We start from the raw sequence: 18,430 nt of genomic DNA on the forward strand, positions 1-18,430 counted from the left end.
GAGAAGTGCCGAAACGCACCACGCACGAGGAATCGGCCTGCCCGGTCGCCCGTCCGCTCGACGTCGTCGGCGACGGCTGGACGCTGCTGATCGTCCGTGACGCCTTCGACGGACTGCGCCGCTTCGGGCAGTTCCAGAAGAACCTCGGCCTGGCCAAGAACATCTTGTCCTCCCGCCTGGCCGGCCTGGTCGCCAACGGCGTGTTCGAGCTCGCGCCGGCCGCCGACGGCAGCCCGTACCAGGAGTACGTGCTCACCGAGAAGGGCCGTGCGCTGTTCCCGGTGATCACGGCGCTGCGGCAGTGGGGCGACCAGTGGTTCTTCGAGGAGGGCGAGCCCCGGGCGCGTCTGGTGGACCGCGAGTCCGGTGCGCCCGTCGCGCCGGTCGAGGTGCGCTCGGCGGACGGCCGGGTGCTCGGGCCCGAGGACGCGAAGGTGCTGCTGCCCTGAGGTCCGTGCCCTGAGGCGCGCCGCTGCCACCGGCCGGGTGAGGGTCGATGGCAGCGGGGCGGAGTGGGGCGTGCGCCGGGTCAGCTCGGCGTGGCGGCGCTCGCGGTCGGGCAGGGCGGCAGGGTGGACGGCGCGGTGCTCGCGCAGGTCGCGGTCGGCGCCTGGGTGGTGGTGGTCGCCGTCGTGGTCCCGGTTGCCGTCGTGACGGCGGTGGTCGTCGTCGCGGGGGAGGGCGTCCTGGTGACCGGTGTCGGCGTCTGTGTCTGAGTCTGAGTCGGTGTGCCGGTGGTCACCGTGGACGGGGGCGGGGTGCTGGTCGTCGTGGCCGTCCCCGGCGGCTGACCCGAGCTGGTCGGGGACGTGGCTCCGGGGGTCGTCGGGCCCGAGGAGGTGACTCCGGCGCCTGTGGAGCCTGAGGGGGTGGCACCCGAACTCGTCGGCGTGCCGGGCGATGGCGTGCCGGGTGGGGTCGTGCCCGGCGATGTTGCACCCGGTGACGTTGCACCGGGCGAGGTCGTGCCGGGGGAGGTCGTACCGGGGGAGGTCGAGGAGGTGGCCGAGGGTGTGGACGGCGTCCACGGGCCCGGCGGCGGGATGCCGGGCACCAGGGGCCCCTTCGGGGGTTCGGCCGGTCGGTCCACGACCTCGACCCGCCCGGTCATCCGGGAGAACCACCCGCCGGTCTCGACGTTCACCAGGATGATCTCGGTCACCGGTCGGGCTGCCGGCACCACGATGATCAGCGTGGACGGCTGGAAGCCCGCCCAGGCCTTCCCGGTGTACCTCGCGTTGCTCACCAGCGCCGGCGGCTTCAGCGGGTTGCCGCAGGAGCAGCGCACCCGGGGCACGCCCTGGGCGTCCACCAGGACGGCGGTGCCCGCCTGCAGTGCGGACTGGTACTCGACCACCGCGCCGCTCTTGTAGGTGTGGTTGGTCACCCGGGTGTCCACCCGCAGGTAGGCGGAGGTCAGCGAGCGCAGGTAGCCGGGGACGTCGGCCTGCGCGATGCCGGCGGCGGAGGCCCAGGCGCGCCCGGTGTCCCCGGTCGAGAGCATCCCGACCAGGCGCTCGGTGTCGCAGCTCGGCTTGCCCATCGACCCGGCGTACAGCCCGGCCGAGCTGCCCTCGACGCTGTGGAGCGCGGTCGGCGAACCGCTCCGGGACGAGGCGCCGCCCGGGTGCTGCGCCGTCGGGGTGACGGTCGGGGCGGGGGTCGGCACGGCGGTCGGGATGGCGGAGCCGGGTGCGGGGGCGCTCACCCCCTGGGTCTCCACCGACGGGGTGAACGGGTCCGGCCCGGGATCGGCCGGGGCCTGCAGGGCGACCTCGTTCGCGGTCGGCACGGCCGGGTGGTTGCCGCCCTGGTTGTTGACGATCAGCACGGTGGCCACCACGGCCACCGCCACCGTGCCCGCCGCCAGCGCCAGCCCCTTCCCGGAGCGCCACCACGGCGTGCGCGCCCCGCGTCCGGGCCCGCCGGACGACGGCCCGCCGGGCCCGCCCGCGCCGCCCGGTCCGGACGGCCCGCCCGGCCCGCTCGCACCGCCGGGACCACTCGCACTCCCGGCCCCACCCGCCCGGGCGGCGCCGGACGGGCCCGAGGGCGGAGGGGGCGTGGACGGCGGACCGGCCGTACCGCCGCCGGACGGTTGACCGGCCAACGGCCCGGACGGGGGACCGGACGGCGGACCGTGCGGAGGTTCACCAGGCGGGCCGGGCAGGCCGGACGGAGGCGGTTGGGCGGTCATCGAGGCTCCGTTTCGCAGGCGGTCGGCCGACCGGGGCCGGCTCGGGAGGCTCCTGCCAGTGGCTTCCCTTTCTCCCCCGTTGCCCCGTTCGCCGCAACAGCAGGTGCCGGGGCGTCGCCGAGCGTGCCCGCCGACCGTCGGCCACCCTGGAAACCCGGCCGGAACCCGGCCGGGAGTCGACCGGACGTAGAACGGGCGTAGATCGGAGATCGATCGCGCCGCGCCCGGGCCGGACCCCTGTGCACCCCGCGAGCGACGAGGAGGCGGCATGCAGCAGCCCACCACCCGGGCCGCGGGCCCGCCCGGCGCCGTACGCGGCTGGCTGGACGCGCTCGCCGTCGTGCTGGCCGGGCTGGTCGCGATGGCGGCGGTGGCCGCGCTCGGTCTCTGGCTGGCCGGCGCCGACGACCTCCCGGACGGCGGCTTCCCCGCCGTGCTGGCCGCGACGCTCGCGCTCGCCGTCGGCGGCACCGTCGAACTCGACGGCGGGGCCGGGGACTTCGCGGCGGTCGGGGCCGGGATCAGCGCGATGCCGCTGAGCGTCTCGGTGGTCGGCGCGGTCGCGATGGCCGAGGTGTTCCTGCGCCAGCTGCGCTTCCGCGCGGTCGCGGGCGGCGGTGAGCTGCTCGGGCGGATCGGCCGGACGCTGCTGCTCTGGGTGCTCGCCCTGGTGCTGCTCACCCTCGGCGCCCGGCACAGCTTCGTCGTCCCGCTCGGCGGCGACCTGGCCCAGTCGATCGGCGGCGCGCTCGGGCTGACCCCGGAGGTCGGCTTCCGCGCGGACGGCCCGACCACCGTGGGCATCGGGCTGGCCTGGCTGCTGGTGGTGCTCGCGGTCACCTTCGCGGTGTCCCGGCGGGCCCCGCTGCCGCCCGCCCTGGTGCGCTACCAACTCGCGGTCCGCCCGCCCGCGTTCGCGCTCTGGCTGGTCCTGCTGGCGTACCTGGCGATCGGTGCGGTGGCCGGGGTGCTGACCGCGGTCGTGCACGGGAACCCCCGGCAGACCCTGGCCGTGGTGCTGCTCGCGCTGCCCGACCTGGTCTGGCTGGCCTTCGGCATCGGGCTCGGCGCCACGTGGCACGGGCGGCTGGTCGGCGGGCTCGGCCTGCCCGTCCCCAAGCCGCTCAGCGCGGTGCTGCGCACCCCCGGGGGCGGGCCGGCGACCATCGACCTCGGCACCCTCGCGGAGCAGGACGCCCGCAGCTGGTGGCTGCTGCCGTTGGCCGCCGTCCTGCTGCTCGCCGCCGCCTTCCTGGCGGCCCGCCGCGCGCCGCGCACCGTCCGGCCCTGGCGGCACGCCGTCCGGTTCGCGCTCGCCACCGCCGTCACCGTGCTGCTGGTGGGCCTGTGGACCCGGGTGGACGCCGACTACGGGCTCTCCGTGCTCGGTGTCGGCCTCGGCCAGGGCGGCCTGGGCGACCTGCTGGGCGCCGTGCTCGGCGGCGGCAACCCGCTGGCCGGTCTGGGCGGCGGCAGTCTCACCCTGCGCCCGGTGCTCTGGACGGCGGTGCCGCTCGCGGCGGGCTGGGGGCTGCTGACCGGCGCGCTCGGCGCCCTGCTCGCCACCCGGGTGCGGCACCGCGGCGAGGTACCGGCGGACGCCGAGTGACGGGCGTGGGGGGCGTGGCCCGGCTCAGAACAGCCGGTGGCCCCGCACCCACATGGTCTTGCGGCCGTCGGCCCGGATGAGCCGGAGTTTCCCGATGCCGTCGTGGATGCCCGCACTGAGCAGCAGCGACGGTCCGACGACCACGCCCGCGGCGGCCAGCGCGAAGAGCAGGCCGATGTTGTCGACGGCCTGCTCGTCGCCCTCCTCGACGGTCCGGCCGCCCAACTGGACCAGCATCGGGACGAGGGCCAGCAGCGAGAGCACCAGCAGCCAGCCCACCGTCCGGTGGACCAGCCGCTTGACCCGCGCCCTGGTGGCGGTCTCCACCCGGACGGAGAAGGAACGCCGGCAGCGCGGGCAGATGACGCCGATCTCCTTGTTCCCGCCGGTGGGCCGGGGCGAGCCGCCCTCCGGCAGGTGTGCGACGCTCCAGCTGACCTTCGTCGAGGTGAGGCCCTGCTGGACGCTCACCCGACAGCCGAGGCCGACGACGTACCGGTCGGTGATCGGGATCTTCGCCACTGCTGCCACCCCCAGCCGCCGCGACCGTCGCGGGGTAGGCGGAGTTTAGCCGTACGCCTGAAGAGATGGTGATGAAACGTCAGAAAGCCTCCGTCAGAAGGATGATCGGCGCCGGGACGGCCTGGCCGAGTGCACCGCGCCACAGCTTCGGCTCCGAGGTGAACAGGGTGATCCCGCCCGCGACCATGAACGCGGCGACGTAGAGCACCACCGCCCGCCCGGCCTCCGGGTGTCCGGTGTGCAGCAGGACCAGGCCGGCGACCAGGCCGAGGGCCAGGAAGAGGTTGTAGAAACCGACGTTGACGCGCCACAGCCGGACCTCCGGGGCGTCCGCCGTGCTGCCGGTCAGCATGCGGCGCACCCGCGGGTGCCCGTACAGGAAGCTCTCCAGCGGCCAGACGATCAGGTGGATCGCCGCGGCGACCACGGCGAAGACCTGGCTCACGGCGTTCATGACGGACGGCTCCCTGCGGGCGGCGACGGCGGCGGGTGGACGACCGGCGCGGCCCAGGCGGGCGGCCCGGGCACCGGGGTCGGGTCGGGGGCGAGCGCGGGGACGACCCGGGTGGGCGGCCCGTCGGCGCGCCACGGTTCCGGCGCGGCGGCGGTGCTCGCCGCGCGCAGCTCGGCGACGAAGTCCAGGCAGTTCGGGTACCGCTCCCCGGGCGTCTTGGCCAGCGCCCGGGCGACCACCGCCCCGACGGCGGCCGGCAGGTCGGGCCGGTGGTCGCGCAGTGCGGGCGGCGGGTCGTTGAGGTGCGCCCAGAGCAGCGCGAGGTCGCTCTCCCGGCGGAACGGCGGGGCGCCCGCGAGCATCTCGAAGACCACGCAGCCGAGGCCGTACTGGTCGCAGCGCCCGTCCAGCGGCCTGCCGGAGATCTGCTCGGGCGCCGCGTAGTCGAGCGTGCCGACGATCTGGCCGACGGTGGTCAGCCCGCTGAGCGAGAGGGACTTCTTGGTCAGGCCGAAGTCCGCCAGGTACAGGTGCTCGGGGTGCTCGCTGTCCGTCCCGGCGGCGACCAGGACGTTGCCCGGTTTGACGTCCCGGTGCACCAGGCCGTGGTCGTGCGCGGCGTCCAGGGCCGAGGCGATCTGGAGGGCGAACCGGACGGCCCGCCCGACCGGGAACGGGCCGGAGCGGTTGATCAGGGCGCGCAGGTCGCCGCCCTCCACGTAGCGCATCGCGAGGTACAGGATGCCGTCCTGCTCGCCCGCTTCGAACACCGGGATGATGTGCGGGTGGTCGATCGCGGCGGCGGCCTCCGACTCGTGCATGAACCGCTGCCGGAACACCTCGTTGCGGGCCAGCTCGGGGGCGAGCAGCTTGACCGCGACGGTCCGGCCGAGCCGCAGGTCCTTGGCCCGGTAGACCACGGCCATGCCGCCGCGCCCGATCTCGTTCTCCAGCCGGTAGCCGGCGACCCGCCGCCCGACCAGCCCGGCGGGCAGACCGGTGGCGTCCCGCTCGGTGGCGTCCCGCTCGGGGGCATCCCGCTTGGCGGCCTCGCGTGCGGCGGACGGCCGCTCGACGCCGTCGCGCTCGGCGGAGGTCACGGCTCACCGGTCCGGGTGGGGGCGGACGGGCCCTCCGCGGGCGGGCCAGGCGAGGGGCTGGGTCGGTCGGTGGCCGCGTACGTCTGGAGCTGGAGCCCGTCGCCGTAGCACCAGCGGTCGTGCACCGGGTCGAACAGCCAGACCGCCTCGCCGTCCACCACCAGGCCGATCCGCAGGCCCCGGGTGCGCTCCCGGAAGGCCCCCAGGTCGAGGGCGCCGCCGGCGAGGTCCTCCAGCAGGGCGCGGTAGTGGTCGAGTGCGCCCCCGGCCTCGGCGAGCGCCGGTCGCGGGTCGGCGGTCCGCGCGGGCGGGCCGCCGGCGGCGGGCGGTGGCTGCGGCAGCGCGACCAGCAGGCGGCCGTCCACCCAGGCGGTCCAGCCGTTGGAGCAGAGGATCCGCGCCCAGTCGCCCCGGCGGTCGAGCAGTTGCAGCGGCAGCAGCGCGTCCAGCCGGGCGTCGGGCCGGGCCGGGTCGGGTGCCGCCCAGGAGGCCATCCCGTCCGGCGGGGCGACGTGGGTGGGGCGGAACGCGAGCTCGTCCATGCGGCGGTCGCCCTTCCGCTAGCGCCGCATGATGCTCGGCTCGTGCCGCCGCAGCAGGGCCAGCACCACCAGGCCGTACAGCAGCGAGAGCGCGGGCAGCAGCGCGATGCCCACCAGCCAGCCGGAGCGCTGGTGCCGGAACATCGGGTCGGCGGTGATCGCGTTCGGGAAGATGCCGTGCAGCTCGACGGTGCGCGCCATCGCCGACAGGCCCCAGCGCGACGGGACCAGCCAGGCGAACTGCTCCAGCCCCGGGACGCCGTGCAGCTTGAGCATCAGGCCGCTGAAGACGATCTGCACCACCGAGAGGAGCACCAGCAGCGGCATGGTGGCCTCCTCCTTGCCCACCAGCGCCGAGACCACCAGGCCGAGCATCATCGCCGAGAAGGCGAGCAGCGCGACCGCGAGGATCAGTTCGGGCAGCTGCGGCATCACCACCCCGGTCGGCACCGCGAAGGAGAGGTCCACCCCGGCCAGGCCGACCACGGTCAGCACCGCGGCCTGGGCCACCGTGACCGTGCCGAGCACCACCACCTTGGAGACCAGGTAGGCCGATCTGGACAGCCCGACCACCCGCTCCCGCCGGTAGATCGCGCGCTCCTTGACCAGCTCGCGCACCGAGTTGGCGGCGCCGGTGAGCAGCCCGCCGATGCAGAGCGTGAGCAGGCAGTTGACGGCGTTGTCGGGGGAGAGCCGGGAGCCGGCCATCGCCCGGCACATCAGGCCGATCACGAAGGGCAGCACCACCATGATGGTGAGGAAGAGCCGGTCGGCGGCCAGCACCGCGGTGTACCGGCGTACCAGGGTGCCCAGTTGGGAGAACCAGCCCTGCGGCTTGTCCCAGTCGATCACGGGAGGGGCGGGCGTGGCCGACGCGGCGGGCTCGTGCGGGGGCGGGTGCGAATGCGGGTGCGGACGGGGGGACGGCGTCGGCCCGCCCTCGGCCGCCACGTAGCGCGCGTACTGCGGGGAGCCGCGGAACCGCTGCTGCCAGCTGTCGTGGTCCTCGTCCTCGAAGGCCTCGAAGGCCTCCGGCCACTCCTCGTAGCCGAAGAAGCCCAGCGCCTCGCCGGGCGGCCCGTAGTACGCCGTCCGCCCGCCCGGGGCCAGCACCAGCAGCCGGTCGCAGACGCTCAGGCTCAGCACGCTGTGCGTCACCACGACCACCGTCCGGCCGTCGTCGGCGAGCCCGCGCAGCATCCGCATCACCGAGCGCTCCATGCCCGGGTCCAGCCCGGAGGTCGGCTCGTCGAGGAAGAGCAGGGACGGCTTGGTGAGCAGCTCCAGCGCGACGCTGACCCGTTTGCGCTGGCCGCCGGAGAGGCTGGCGATCACCTGGTCGGCCCGGCCGTCCAGGCCCAGTTCGTGGATCACCTCGCGGACCCGGGCCTCCCGCTCGTGCGGGTCGGTGTCGCCGGGGAAGCGCAGCTCGGCGGCGTAGGACAGGGCGCGGTGGACGGTGAGCTGGGTGTGCAGGATGTCGTCCTGCGGCACCAGGCCGATCCGGCGGCGCAGCTCGGCGTAGTCGCGGTAGAGGTCGCGCCCGTCGTACAGCACCGTGCCCTGGTCGGCGGGGCGCAGCCCGGTGAGCGCGTTGAGCAGGGTGGACTTGCCCGCGCCGCTCGGCCCGGCCACCGCGAGCAGCGCCTTCTCGGCGAGCGGGAAGCCGACGTCGTCCAGCAGCACCCGGTGGTCGGGGCCGACCCGGACCACCAGGTGCCGGACGTCCAGGGAGACCTCGCCGGTGTCGGTGTACTCGACCAGCCGGCCGTCGGCCAGGCAGAGCGCGGAGTGGCCGATGCCGACGATGTCCGCCGGGCCGACCGGGGCGCGCTGGACGGGGCGGCCGTTGAGGTAGGTGCCGTTGTGGCTGTCCAGGTCGACGATCTCGTGGCCGCCGTCGGGCAGCGCGCGCAGTTCGGCGTGGTACCGGGAGACCACCAGGTTGTCCAGGACCAGGTCGTTGTCGCGGGAGCGGCCGATCCGGACGGTGCGGCCGAGCAGCCGGTGGACGGCGCTCGGACGGCGGAAGGTGCCGGAGAGGTGCGGGGCGACCAGCGACGGCCGCTTGTGCGCGGTGGGTGCCGGAAGGCCGGCGAAGGCCGCGGACGGGCCGTCGGCCGGGTCGCCGAAGCGCAGCCGGGTGCCCGGGCCGACCTCCTCGCGGCTGACCCGCCGGCCCTCGTCGTACGTGCCGTTGGTGCTGTCGACGTCCTCCAGCAGCCAGTGCCCTCCGGTGGCGCGCAGGATCGCGTGGTGCCAGGACACCCGGGGGTCGTCCAGGACGATCTCGCTGGTCGGGTCGCGGCCGAGGTGGTAGGCCCGGGTCGGGTCGATCACCCGCGACGCGGTGCCGGTGACCAGGACGAGGGGCGGCGCGGAGGGTGCGCCGGGGCGCTCTCCCATGCTGCGCATTCTATCGCCGTCGCTGTCGCCGCACCGGCCGAAGAGCCCTGCCGGAGTGCGGGATTGGACTGGACCACTGCCTCCGCGCGCCACTATCGTTCGGCGTGCCCGCGGATCGCGCGCCGCCGGAACGCGCCCGCGCGTCACCGGGAGTCGTCGAGTGCTTCGGAACGGAACCCATGAGCATCTGGCCGCAGTTGCGAAGATCCCGGACCGTCCGGGCCGGGCACGCCACCGGCCGGGTGCTGCGCTGCGGGCTGATGGACACCATGCTCGCCGACCTCGCCGTCTCGGTCGTGCTCTGCTTCGAGCACCCGCTGGACGACGACCGGCTCGCCGTCGGCCTGGCCCGGGCGCTGGAGCGGGTGCCGGTCTTCGCCGGAAGGCTGCGCACCGTCGAGGGCGTCCTGGAGGCGGTCTGCGACGACACCGGTGTGCCGTTCGAGGTCTACACCGTGGAGGGCACGCTCGCCGAGGCGATGGGCCGGGCGACGGCGGCCGGCGCCGAACTGGTCGCCCCGCTGGACGCCCCCGCCGCCCGCGACGGCGGCGTCCCGCTGCTCACCGTGCGCCTCACCCGCACGGCCGACGGCGGCACGGTGCTCGGCTGCTCCTGGCACCATGCGATCGGCGACCTGCACAGCTTCATGCTGCTGCTGCGGACCTGGTCCGCGGCGGTCGAGGGCGAACCGCTGCCGAAGGCCGAACTCGTCGACGACCAAGACGAGTTGCTGGCCGAGGTACTCCCGGACGGGGACTGCGGACGGCCCGGCTTCCGGCTGCCCTCGGCGGCGGAGGCGGAGCTGCTGGCCCGCGAGGTGGCGGTCGGGCCACGCGCCAACCGGATCGTCCAGATCGCCTTCACCGACGCCGAACTGGCCAGGATGCGCGAGGAGTTCGGACTGGCGGCCGGGCGCCGGCTCTCCTCCGGGGATGTGCTCTGCGCCCACCTCCTCAGCACCCTGCGGGAGTTGGACGGGGACGACGCCGAGCGGATGCTGACCGTGCCGGTCAACGCGCGCCGCTGGCTGGGCCTGTCGCCCGCGCTGCTCGGCAACCTCCTCAGCGAGGTCCATCTGCCGCACCGGCCCGAGGAAGGACCGGCGGTGCTCGCGGGCGCACTGCGTACGGCGGTCGAGGAGTTCCCGACCGCACACCTCAACCTCCGCGCCAACCTGTGGTTCCTGGCCACCCTCGGCCGCTCCCGGCTGCGCGACTGCGTGCCGCTGGGCTTCGACCCGGCGGCGCGCCGGTTCAGCTTCTCCAACTGGAGCGGCTTCGGCGCCTACGCGGTGAGCTTCCAGGGGAAGCGGCCCGTGCTGTTCAGTCCGGCGGCCAACTATCCGATTCCCTGGGTCTGTTGGACGGTCGAGGGGTTCCGGGGCGAGGGCCGGCTGGCCACCGTGGTGCTGCCGGCCCGGCTCGCCGCCCGGGTGCGCGGGGCCGAGGGCCGGGCGGCGCTGCACCGGTTCCGCAGGGCCGGGGACCGGCCGCCCGCCTCGGCCGGGGTGCTGCCCAAGGTGCTCTGAGCCGCCCCGGCGGCGCGAGTGCGAAGGCAGGCCCCGGCGGCGGAAGGGCGCCCACGGGGGATGTCGGTTCCCCATGGGCGCCCTTCCGCAGTGGCCGTGGACGTCCTCCGGCAGGCCTCAGAAGGACTGCTCGATCGCGGTCCACAGCTGGAGCCGGGCGCGCAGCGCGGTGCGGACCGTCTCGGCGCAGGAGTCCCACTTGTCCTGGTCGTCGCCGCACAGGTCGATCAGCATCTGCATCGCCATCGGGGTGTGCTGCTCGCCGTCGACCTCGATGTGACGGGCCAGGTAGTCCTTGAAGACGGTGAGCGCGCCCTCGGGGTCGTCGATCCGGATGACCTGGGTGAACATGTCCGGGATCAGGTCCTCGCGGCCGAAGGCGAAGGCGGCGGCCCGGCAGTGCACCGGCGCGTTCTCCACGATCGACCAGGTGGTGGAGGTGAAGTCCAGGGCGGGCTGCGGCACTCCGGCGTTCTTCAGGGCATCCGGTACGGCGGTGCCGGAGCCCAGCAGGGCCAGGAACTCCTCGATCGGGCGCGGGTCGGCACCGGCCTGCCGCATGCCCTCGACGTACAGCTCGAAGTGGCTGGTGTAGCCCTCGCCGAGCTCGTCGCTCTCCTCGACCAGCACGATCTCGTTGATCAGCCGGCGGCTGGCGGTCGGGCCGTTCGGGACCCACGGCACGTCCACACAGGTGAGGTCGCGCTGGAGGCTCTTGAGCAGCGACATGAAGTCCCAGACGGCGAAGACGTGGCTGCCGAGGAAGGTGCGGACCCGCTCGATGCCGGTGAGCGAGCGGTACACCGAGTGCTCGACCACCTCGCGGCGCAGCGGGTCGATGGCCTGCTGGAGGCTGGTCAGGCCGGGGTGCGAGCGGTCCCAGTGGTAGCGGTTCGTGGACAACGGGGCTCCTTGGTCGGGCTGTTGGGCGATCGACGTGTTCGGGGTGCGCGAGGCACGCGGGGGCTGCGCCGCGTCGGGGCGCGGTCAGCGGTGCTTCAGCACGAGGTCCAGCGCGTGCCGCAGCTGCTCGCGGCCGGGCTGGACGGCGCGGTCGAGGGCGGGGGCGAAAGGCAGCACGGCGCCGTCCGGGCGGGTGATCCGGCGGGGCGGGGCGACCAGGCGCATCTCCTCGGCGGCGGTGGCCAGCACCTCGGCGCCGAAGCCGCAGCTGCGGTTGGAGTCGTCCAGGACGACCAGGCGGCCGGTGCGCTCCAGCGAGTCGGCGAGCGCCTGCCAGTCGAAGGGGTACACCGTGCGCGGGTCGAGGACCTCCACCGAGACCTCCGGCGCCAGCTCCTCGGCCACCGCGAGGGCGTCGTGCACCAGGTGCCCGAGGGCGACCACGGTGACATCGCTGCCCGGCCGGTGGATCCGGGCCCGGCCGAGCGGGACGGGGACGAGGTCCCAGGTGACGGTCTCGCGCACCGGCATCGCGGCGGCGGGCGCGAACACCACGACCGGGTCCGGGTCGCGGATCGCCGAGCGCAGCAGCCCGTAGGCGTCGGTCGGGGTGGCGGGCACCACGGTCTTCACCCCGGCGTGCGCGAACAGGCTGTACGGGTGGTCGGAGTGCTGCCCGGCCCAGCCGTCCCGGGAGCCCGAGCCGGGCACCAGGCAGGTCAGCGGGACGGCGGCCTGGCCGCCGGTCATCAGCGAGAACTTGTGGGCCTGGTTGACGAGTTGCTCGAAGACCAGGAACAGCAGCGACGGGATCTGGAACTCCAGCACCGGGCGCCGGCCGGCCAGCGCGGCGCCGACCGCCATCGAGGTGAAGGCCTGCTCGGACAGCGGGGTGTCGACGATCCGGCCCGGCCCGAAGCGGTCCAGCAGGCCGAGGGTCGGCCCGGCCAGACCGGCGCCGATGTCCTCGCCGAAGACGCAGACCGCCGGATCGGCGGCGAGTTCGTCGGCCAGCGCCCGGTTGAGCGCCTTGGTGTACGAGAGCCTGGTCACGGCGTCGCCCCCGCCCGGGGCCGCAGCCCGTCGGCGTACAGGTGGTCCAGTGCGCCCGCCGGGTCCGGGTGCTCCGAGGCGAGCGCGAACTCCTCGGCGGCGGCGAGCTGTTCGGCCACCGAGCGGTCCAGCTCGGCGACCGTCGCCGGGTCGAGCAGGGCGGCGGCCCGGGGGAGCGGGTCGCGCTCGCGCCAGGCGTCGACCTCCTCGGGGGAGCGGTAGCGCAGCTTCATCCGGCGCTCCATGGTGTGGTGGCCCTCGTATCGGTAGGTGCGGCAGGCCAGGAAGCCCGGGCCGCGGCCGCCGCGGGCCCGGTCGACGGCGCGCAGCGCGGCGGTGCGGACGGCCTCGGTGTCCATGCCGTCCACCTCCTCGGCGGGGATGCCGAAGGCGGCGGCCCGGCCGGTGGCGCTGCCCGCGACGGCGGTGGCGGCGGGCAGGGTGGTGGCGTAGCCGTTGTCCTCGCAGACGAACAGCACCGGCAGGCGCCACATCGCGGCGAGGTTGAGCGACTCCAGCAGGACGCCCTGGTTGAGCGCGCCGTCGCCGAAGAAGGCCACCGCGACCGGGGTCCGGCCGGCCTCCGGGCCGTCGGTCCCCGGGCCGTCGGTTCCCGGCCCTTCGGTTTCCGGCCCTTCGGCCGTCGTCCGTCCGGGATTGACAGCCGCCCAGGCCGCGCCGACCGCGATCGGGGCACCGGCGCCGACCATGCCGTTGGCGCCGAGGATGCCCAGCGAGAAGTCGGCGGCGTGCATGGAGCCGCCCCGGCCGCCGTTCGACCCGCCGACCCGCCCCAGGAGTTCGGCGAGCAGCCGGTGCGGCGCGGTGCCCCGGGCGAGCACGTGGCCGTGGCCGCGGTGGGTGCTGGCGAGCCGGTCGCCCGGGCCGAGCGCCGAGCAGACGCCGACCGCGACGGCCTCCTGCCCGATGTACGGGTGGATGCCACCGGGGATCGCGCCGGACTTCACCAGGCCGAGCGCCAGCTCCTCGAAGCCGCGGATCAGCCGCAGCATCCGGTAGCGCTCGGCGGGGGTGTCCAGCGGGGCAGGGCTGTCGGGCAGTGCGGCGCCCTCGCCGGCCGGGTGCGCGGGAGCGGTCACGGCCGCCCCCGCCAGACCGTCGGGCAGAACCGCGGGTCGGCGTAGTCCGGCCGGCCGTCGTCCGTACGGCCCACCAGCACGTCGTGGTTGTACACCACCGGCTCGCCGTCCGGCCGGTCGTGCCGGCGGTACTCGTTGGCGCCGTCCTGGAGGTGCAGCGAGACCGCCCGGCGCGGGAAGGAGGCGAGGTTGGGGCCGCTGCCGTGGTAGGTGCGGCAGTGGTGGAAGGACAGGTGGCCGCGCGGGATCAGCATCGGGACCTTGCGCACCCGCTGCCCGTTGTGGGCGGCGTTGGCGGCCAGGATGGACTCCAGCTCGGAGCCGTCGCGGTCGGCGAAGTGCCGGGTGGAGTCCTCGCCGGAGGGCAGCTCCCGCCAGCGGTGGCTGCCGTCGACCATGGTGATGGTGCCGTTCTCCTCGCGGCAGTCGTGGAACGGGATGAAGGCGGTGAGCATCTCCTCGGAGCCGCAGGTCTGCCAGTAGTGCTTGTCGAAGTGCCACGGCACCCGGTTGCTGGGCTCCTCGGGCACCGGGGGCTTGTAGATGAGCGTCGACTGGAAGACCCGGATCTCCTCGGTGCCGGCGAGCAGCGCGGCCACCGCGCCGACCAGCGGCTTGCGCAGGATCGCGCCGATCGCGTCGCTCTCGTAGTGCACGTAGTCGTTGTGCCGCTGGACCGGCCCGTCCTCGGGCCGCCAGGAGGCCAACCGGGGCGGCCGGACGGGCAGTTCGCGGTCCCGGTGGCCGGCGTAGTACGCCTCGGTGGCGGCCTGGAGGGTGTCCAGCTCCTCGTCGCTGAAGAGCCTGCGGGAGAGGTACCAGCCGTGCTCGCGGTAGTGCGCCACCTCGTCGGGGGTGGGCAGCAGGGCGCGCTCGGCCTCGGTGAGCCGGAACGCGGGGGCGGCGGCCGTCGGCCGGGCCTGCTTCGGCTGTGCGGGGGCGGGCCGGTCCTCGGCGGCGGGGCCGTGCCGTTCGACGGCCTCGTAGAGGGCCTTGATGTTCGCGGTGCCGAAGGTGCCCGCTCCCTGCCGTTCGATCAGTTCGAGGAAGTAGGTGCGCCGGGGGTGGGTCGAGCGGGCGAAGATCTGGAACAGCTGGCCGCCGTGGTCCTGGTCGACCAGGACGTGCAGGTCGCGCAGGGTCGCCACCGGGATGGCCGTCTCGCCGAAGCGGTCGGCCAGGGCGTCGAAGTAGGCGTCCGGCGTGGTCAGGAACTCCACGCCGCGCTCCCGGGCGGTCCGGACGGCGCCGGCGATGTCGCGGGTACTGAAGGCGAGGTGCTGGACGCCGGCCCCGCCGTGGGCGGCGAGGAACTCGTCGATCTGGCCGGGGCGGCGGGTGGTGTCGGGCTCGATCAGGGTGAAGGTGACGCCGCCGGAGGCGCTCTGCACCACCTTGGAGTCCATCGCCTGCTCGCCGACCTCGATGTACTCCTCGAAGATCGTGCGGAAGTCCAGCGCGTCCTCGCAGAACCGTACGGCCTCCGCGAGCGTGCCGGCCGGCAGGCAGATCGCGACGTGGTCGAGGCCGTCCAGCAGGCGGGGCTCCGGGGTGGCCTCGGCGTCCGGCAGCGGGACCAGGCGCAGCGCGGTGTCGCCGAAGCCCTCGATCAGGGCGCCGGCCCGGTCGAGCACCCGGGCGCCGTGCCGCTCGGCCCGCTCCAGTGCGGCCGCCGGGTCGGCGCAGCCGAGGGCGAGGACGGCGACGCCGTCCCCGTGCCGGGTGACGTACTCGGCCACCGGGTGCTCCGGGTCGGCGGCGGAGGTCAGCCGCAGCCGGATGGTGCCCTGGCGCAGCCCGATGGTGCGGGAGCCGTCCGGGGCGGTGGCCGGGGCGTCGGCGGTGAAGCCGAGGTCGGCGCTGAGTCCGGCCGCGGTCTTGTCGGCGTCCGCGCAGTGGAACTCGACGTGGGTGATGGTCTGGATGGACAACGGGATCTCCCCCCGGGAGGGATGGTGGATCGAGGATCGGGGCGCGCCGGCGCCGCGCGGCGGTGCGCGGCGGGCGACCGCGGTCGGGTGGCGGCAGTCGGACGGCGGCTGTCGGCGGTACCGCTAGCGGGCGGTCCGGGTGGAGGCCGGGCCGAGGATCAGGCTGAGGTTGTGGCCGCCGAAGGCGAAGGCGTTGCTCAGCGCGGCGCGCACCGGGACGGTCCGGGCGGCGCCCCGGACGTGGTCCAGGTCGCAGGCCGGGTCGGGGTCGGTCAGGTTGAGGGTGGGCGGCAGCGTCCCCCGGGCCACCGCCAGGGCGGTCACCGCCGCCTCCAACGCGCCCGCGGCGCCCAGCAGATGGCCGGTGGCGCCCTTGGTGGAGCTGACCGCGGGCGGCTCGGCGCCGAAGACGGCGCGCAGCGCGGCGGTCTCGGCCACGTCGCCGAGTTTGGTGCCGGTGCCGTGGGCGTTCACGTAGTCGATGTCACCCGGGGCCAGGCCCGCGTTGGCGAGCGCGGCGCGCATCGCGTCGGCGGCGCCGGTGCCGTCCGGGCGGGGCATGGTCGGGTGGTGGGCGTCGGTGGAGGCGCCCCAGCCGAGGACGTCCGCGTAGCCGGCGGCGCCGCGCGCCTCGGCGTGCTCGGCCCGCTCCAGGACCAGGACGGCGCTGCCCTCGCCGAGAACGAAGCCGTTGCGGCGGGCGTCGAAGGGCCGGCTGGCCTGCTCGGGGTCGTCCCAACCCTGCGCCAGGGCACGGGCGTTGGTGAAGGCGGCGGCGATGGTCGGGTGCAGCGAGGACTCGGTGCCGCCGCACACCACCACGTCGGCGTCCCCGGCCCGGATCAGCCGCAGCCCCTCGGCGATCGCCTGGGCGCCGGCCGCGCAGGCCGTCACCACGGCGGAGCTGTAGCCCCGGATGCCGTGCTTGATGGCGATCCGGGCGGCGGCCATGTTGGAGAGCATGCCGGGCAGCAGGTACGGGCTGACGCCGGGGCGGCCGCGCTCCAGCCGGCGGTGCGACTGCTGCTCGAAGGTCTCCAGTCCGCCGCCGCCGGTGGCCAGCACCACGGCGGTGCGGTGCGGGTCGGCGTCCCGGCCGACGGCCAGTCCGGCGTCGGCGAGCGCGTCGTCGGCGGCGGCCAGGGCGAGCAGCACGAAGCGGTCCACGCAGCGGGTCTCGGTCGGCGGCAGCACCTCCCGGCCGTCCAGGGCGGGGGCGAGCCCGGCGGCGGGCAGCCAGCCGTGCGCGGCGTGGCCCTCGGGGACGGCGCGCAGGCCGGTGCGGCCGGCGGTGAGCGCCTCGAACACCTCGGCGGGCTCGCGGCCGAGCGGGGAGACCAGGCCGATGCCGGTGACGACGGCGCCGGGGCGCGCGGTCGTGCGCCCACCCCGCTCGCCTGCTCGCACACTCCGCTCGCTCATGCGCCCACCGCCGCGAGGTGGGTCTCCCGCAGCAGGACCTTGCGGACCTTGCCGGTCGGGCCGAGCGGGATGTCGTCGGGGGAGACCACCAGCACCTTGCGGACGGTCGCGGCGGCGGCCTCGTCCAGGGCGGCGACGACCGCCCCGGTGCGGTCCGCGGCCGGATCGGCGTCCGCGGCGAGGAGCAGCAGCACGTCGGTGACGACGCGCTCGCCGTCCCGGACCGCGACCACCGTGCAGTCCAGCACGTCCGGGCAGGCGGCCAGCACCCGCTCCTCCGACATCGCGGTGAACAGCCGCTTGCCGCCGCCGAGTTCGACCGAATCGACGGCCCGGTCCACGTGGTAGTAGTAGCCCTCCTCGTCCCGGTACATCAGGTCCCCGGTGAGGAAGCGGCCGCGCAGCCGGGTGCGGAAGGTGGTGGCCGAGTCGTTCCAGTAGCCGAGCGCCAGGGTCGGTGAGGCGGTGGCGAGTTCACCGACTTCGCCGGGCCCGAGCGGCTCGCCGTCCGGGCCGACCACCTCGCAGTCGACGAAGGCGTGCGGGCGGCCGACGCAGCGGCCGTAGCGCTCGGTGCCGGGGCCGTGGGTGATGAAGAAGTGCGAGTGCCCCATCTCGGTGGAGCCGAGGCCGTCCACGAACAGCGAGCCGGGCAGCCGGGTGCGGCCGGCCCGGGTGACGGTCTCCCGGCTGCCGGTGGCGATCAGGCGGCGGATGTGCACCTCGTGGGCGCAGTCGCCGGTGTTCCACCAGAGCGCCACGGAGGTCAGGTCGCGGGTGGCGAGGTCGTGCCGGGCGAGGTCGGCCCAGGTGGCGGCGAAGCCGATCACCCCGGTGGGCCGCCACCGCTCGACGGCCTCCAGCACGCCGTCGCCGGACTGCCGGGAGAGCACGGCGAGTTCGGTGTGCGAGCTGAGCGCGAGGTTGAGCGCGATCAGGGTGGCGGCGTGCGGGGCGGGCAGCGCGCTGAGCATCCGGTCCTGGCCCTGCGGGCGGGGCAGCCGCAGCCGGTGGCGGATCGCGGCGTACAGGCTCGCGTGGGAGTGGACGACGGCCTTGGGCATGCCGGTGGTGCCGGAGGAGTGGGTGATCGCCACCGGGTCGCCGGACCAGTGCCGGTACGGCTCCGGGGCGGCGTCCGGGTCGCCGGCGCCGAGGGTGGCGATCTCGGGCAGCAGCGGCGCGCCCGGGTCGTGGCCGGCCAGTGCGGCCAGGTGGGCGGGGTCGGCGAGGACGCCGGCCGCGCCGAGGCGGGCGATGTAGCGGGCGGCCCGTTCGCCGTCCAGGTTGGGGTTGAGCAGCGCGGGGACGGCGCCGAGCCGGGCCAGGGCGAGGAAGGCGAGCACGTGGTCGGCGGCGTCGCTCGCGTACACCACCACCGGGTCGCGCCGGGTGATGCCCAGGCCGTGCAGCGCGGCGGCGCGGGCCCGGACGGCGCGGTCCAGCTCGCGCAGGGTGAACGGCTGCCAGGCGGGGTGGTCGTCCACCGGGGTGTCGAAGCTGAGCAGCGGTACGTCCAGGTCGAGCCCGAGCGCGATCCGGGCGGTGAGGACGTTGCCGGCGCCCACGTCGGGGTCGTCCGCGAGCTGGGTGCGGAGGCTGCGGATGGTCACGGGGGTGGATCCCTCCCTCGGGGCCGGTGGACGGCCCGGGCGGCTGATC

Annotated in this window: 16 protein-coding genes; 4 read left to right on the plus strand and 12 right to left on the minus strand. The window is 75.4% G+C overall.

Going from position 1 to position 18,430, the window contains the following annotated elements; genetic code table 11:
- Positions 1 to 5: 5 nt before the first annotated feature.
- Positions 6 to 449 (plus strand): helix-turn-helix domain-containing protein, encoded by a 444-nt coding sequence (locus ACFCY1_RS06540; protein WP_049658043.1) that lies wholly within the window; start codon positions 6 to 8, stop codon positions 447 to 449.
- 80 nt (positions 450 to 529) lie between these two features.
- Here the strand turns inward: ACFCY1_RS06540 and ACFCY1_RS06545 are convergent, their stop codons facing one another.
- The gene (locus ACFCY1_RS06545; RefSeq protein ID WP_375873759.1) at positions 530 to 1,843 is read right to left on the minus strand and encodes a DUF6777 domain-containing protein; all 1,314 of its coding nucleotides are present in this window, start codon (positions 1,841 to 1,843) and stop codon (positions 530 to 532) included.
- On the opposite strand from ACFCY1_RS06545, the gene ACFCY1_RS06550 reads away from it, so the two are divergent.
- Entirely contained in the window at positions 1,833 to 2,102 is a 270-nt protein-coding gene (locus ACFCY1_RS06550; protein ID WP_375873760.1) for a hypothetical protein, read from the plus strand. The genes ACFCY1_RS06545 and ACFCY1_RS06550 overlap by 11 nt on opposite strands.
- Before the next feature lie 363 nt (positions 2,103 to 2,465).
- Positions 2,466 to 3,806 carry a streptophobe family protein gene (locus ACFCY1_RS06555; protein ID WP_375873761.1) on the plus strand — a complete coding sequence of 447 codons (1,341 nt, stop codon included), beginning with the start codon at positions 2,466 to 2,468 and terminating at the stop codon, positions 3,804 to 3,806.
- Between the two features lie 24 nt (positions 3,807 to 3,830).
- Here the strand turns inward: ACFCY1_RS06555 and ACFCY1_RS06560 are convergent, their stop codons facing one another.
- The 5 genes from ACFCY1_RS06560 to ACFCY1_RS06580 all read right to left on the minus strand — a co-directional run bounded on the left by ACFCY1_RS06560 (position 3,831) and on the right by ACFCY1_RS06580 (position 8,830).
- The gene (locus ACFCY1_RS06560) at positions 3,831 to 4,328 is read right to left on the minus strand and encodes a hypothetical protein (RefSeq protein WP_117492986.1); all 498 of its coding nucleotides are present in this window, start codon (positions 4,326 to 4,328) and stop codon (positions 3,831 to 3,833) included.
- 79 nt (positions 4,329 to 4,407) lie between these two features.
- The gene (locus ACFCY1_RS06565) at positions 4,408 to 4,782 is read right to left on the minus strand and encodes a DUF1304 domain-containing protein (RefSeq protein ID WP_375873762.1); all 375 of its coding nucleotides are present in this window, start codon (positions 4,780 to 4,782) and stop codon (positions 4,408 to 4,410) included.
- Positions 4,779 to 5,777: a serine/threonine-protein kinase gene (locus tag ACFCY1_RS06570; protein ID WP_375873866.1), complete on the minus strand. Its 999-nt coding sequence runs from the start codon at positions 5,775 to 5,777 to the stop codon at positions 4,779 to 4,781. The genes ACFCY1_RS06565 and ACFCY1_RS06570 overlap by 4 nt, the downstream gene beginning before the upstream one ends.
- Before the next feature lie 101 nt (positions 5,778 to 5,878).
- Positions 5,879 to 6,424, minus strand: a complete 546-nt coding sequence (locus ACFCY1_RS06575) for a hypothetical protein (RefSeq protein WP_375873763.1) — start codon at positions 6,422 to 6,424, stop codon at positions 5,879 to 5,881.
- 18 nt (positions 6,425 to 6,442) lie between these two features.
- Positions 6,443 to 8,830 (minus strand): FHA domain-containing protein, encoded by a 2,388-nt coding sequence (locus ACFCY1_RS06580; RefSeq protein ID WP_375873764.1) that lies wholly within the window; start codon positions 8,828 to 8,830, stop codon positions 6,443 to 6,445.
- Positions 8,831 to 9,009: 179 nt separating this feature from the next.
- Between ACFCY1_RS06580 and ACFCY1_RS06585 the strand changes: the two genes are divergently transcribed.
- Positions 9,010 to 10,359, plus strand: a complete 1,350-nt coding sequence (locus ACFCY1_RS06585; protein ID WP_375873765.1) for an acyltransferase — start codon at positions 9,010 to 9,012, stop codon at positions 10,357 to 10,359.
- A 117-nt stretch (positions 10,360 to 10,476) separates the two neighbouring features.
- Here the strand turns inward: ACFCY1_RS06585 and ACFCY1_RS06590 are convergent, their stop codons facing one another.
- The 6 genes from ACFCY1_RS06590 to ACFCY1_RS06615 form a co-directional block, all read right to left on the minus strand.
- Positions 10,477 to 11,262 (minus strand): DUF3050 domain-containing protein, encoded by a 786-nt coding sequence (locus ACFCY1_RS06590; protein WP_375873766.1) that lies wholly within the window; start codon positions 11,260 to 11,262, stop codon positions 10,477 to 10,479.
- A gap of 84 nt (positions 11,263 to 11,346) precedes the next feature.
- Complete coding sequence (locus tag ACFCY1_RS06595; protein ID WP_117492990.1) at positions 11,347 to 12,315, minus strand: alpha-ketoacid dehydrogenase subunit beta; 969 nt, start codon at positions 12,313 to 12,315, stop codon at positions 11,347 to 11,349.
- Positions 12,312 to 13,415: a thiamine pyrophosphate-dependent dehydrogenase E1 component subunit alpha gene (locus ACFCY1_RS06600; protein WP_375873767.1), complete on the minus strand. Its 1,104-nt coding sequence runs from the start codon at positions 13,413 to 13,415 to the stop codon at positions 12,312 to 12,314. Before ACFCY1_RS06600 ends, ACFCY1_RS06595 begins: the two co-directional genes overlap by 4 nt.
- On the minus strand, positions 13,412 to 15,346 hold the full coding sequence (gene hppD, locus ACFCY1_RS06605; RefSeq protein ID WP_375873768.1) for a 4-hydroxyphenylpyruvate dioxygenase: 1,935 nt from the start codon (positions 15,344 to 15,346) through the stop codon (positions 13,412 to 13,414). Before hppD ends, ACFCY1_RS06600 begins: the two co-directional genes overlap by 4 nt.
- Before the next feature lie 123 nt (positions 15,347 to 15,469).
- Complete coding sequence (locus ACFCY1_RS06610) at positions 15,470 to 16,768, minus strand: beta-ketoacyl-[acyl-carrier-protein] synthase family protein (protein WP_375873769.1); 1,299 nt, start codon at positions 16,766 to 16,768, stop codon at positions 15,470 to 15,472.
- Positions 16,765 to 18,381 (minus strand): class I adenylate-forming enzyme family protein, encoded by a 1,617-nt coding sequence (locus tag ACFCY1_RS06615; protein WP_375873770.1) that lies wholly within the window; start codon positions 18,379 to 18,381, stop codon positions 16,765 to 16,767. Before ACFCY1_RS06615 ends, ACFCY1_RS06610 begins: the two co-directional genes overlap by 4 nt.
- Between the last annotated feature and the right edge of the window lie 49 nt (positions 18,382 to 18,430).

Origin of the sequence: Kitasatospora sp. NPDC056273 (assembly GCF_042268845.1) — a bacterium.
GTDB lineage: Bacteria > Actinomycetota > Actinomycetes > Streptomycetales > Streptomycetaceae > Kitasatospora.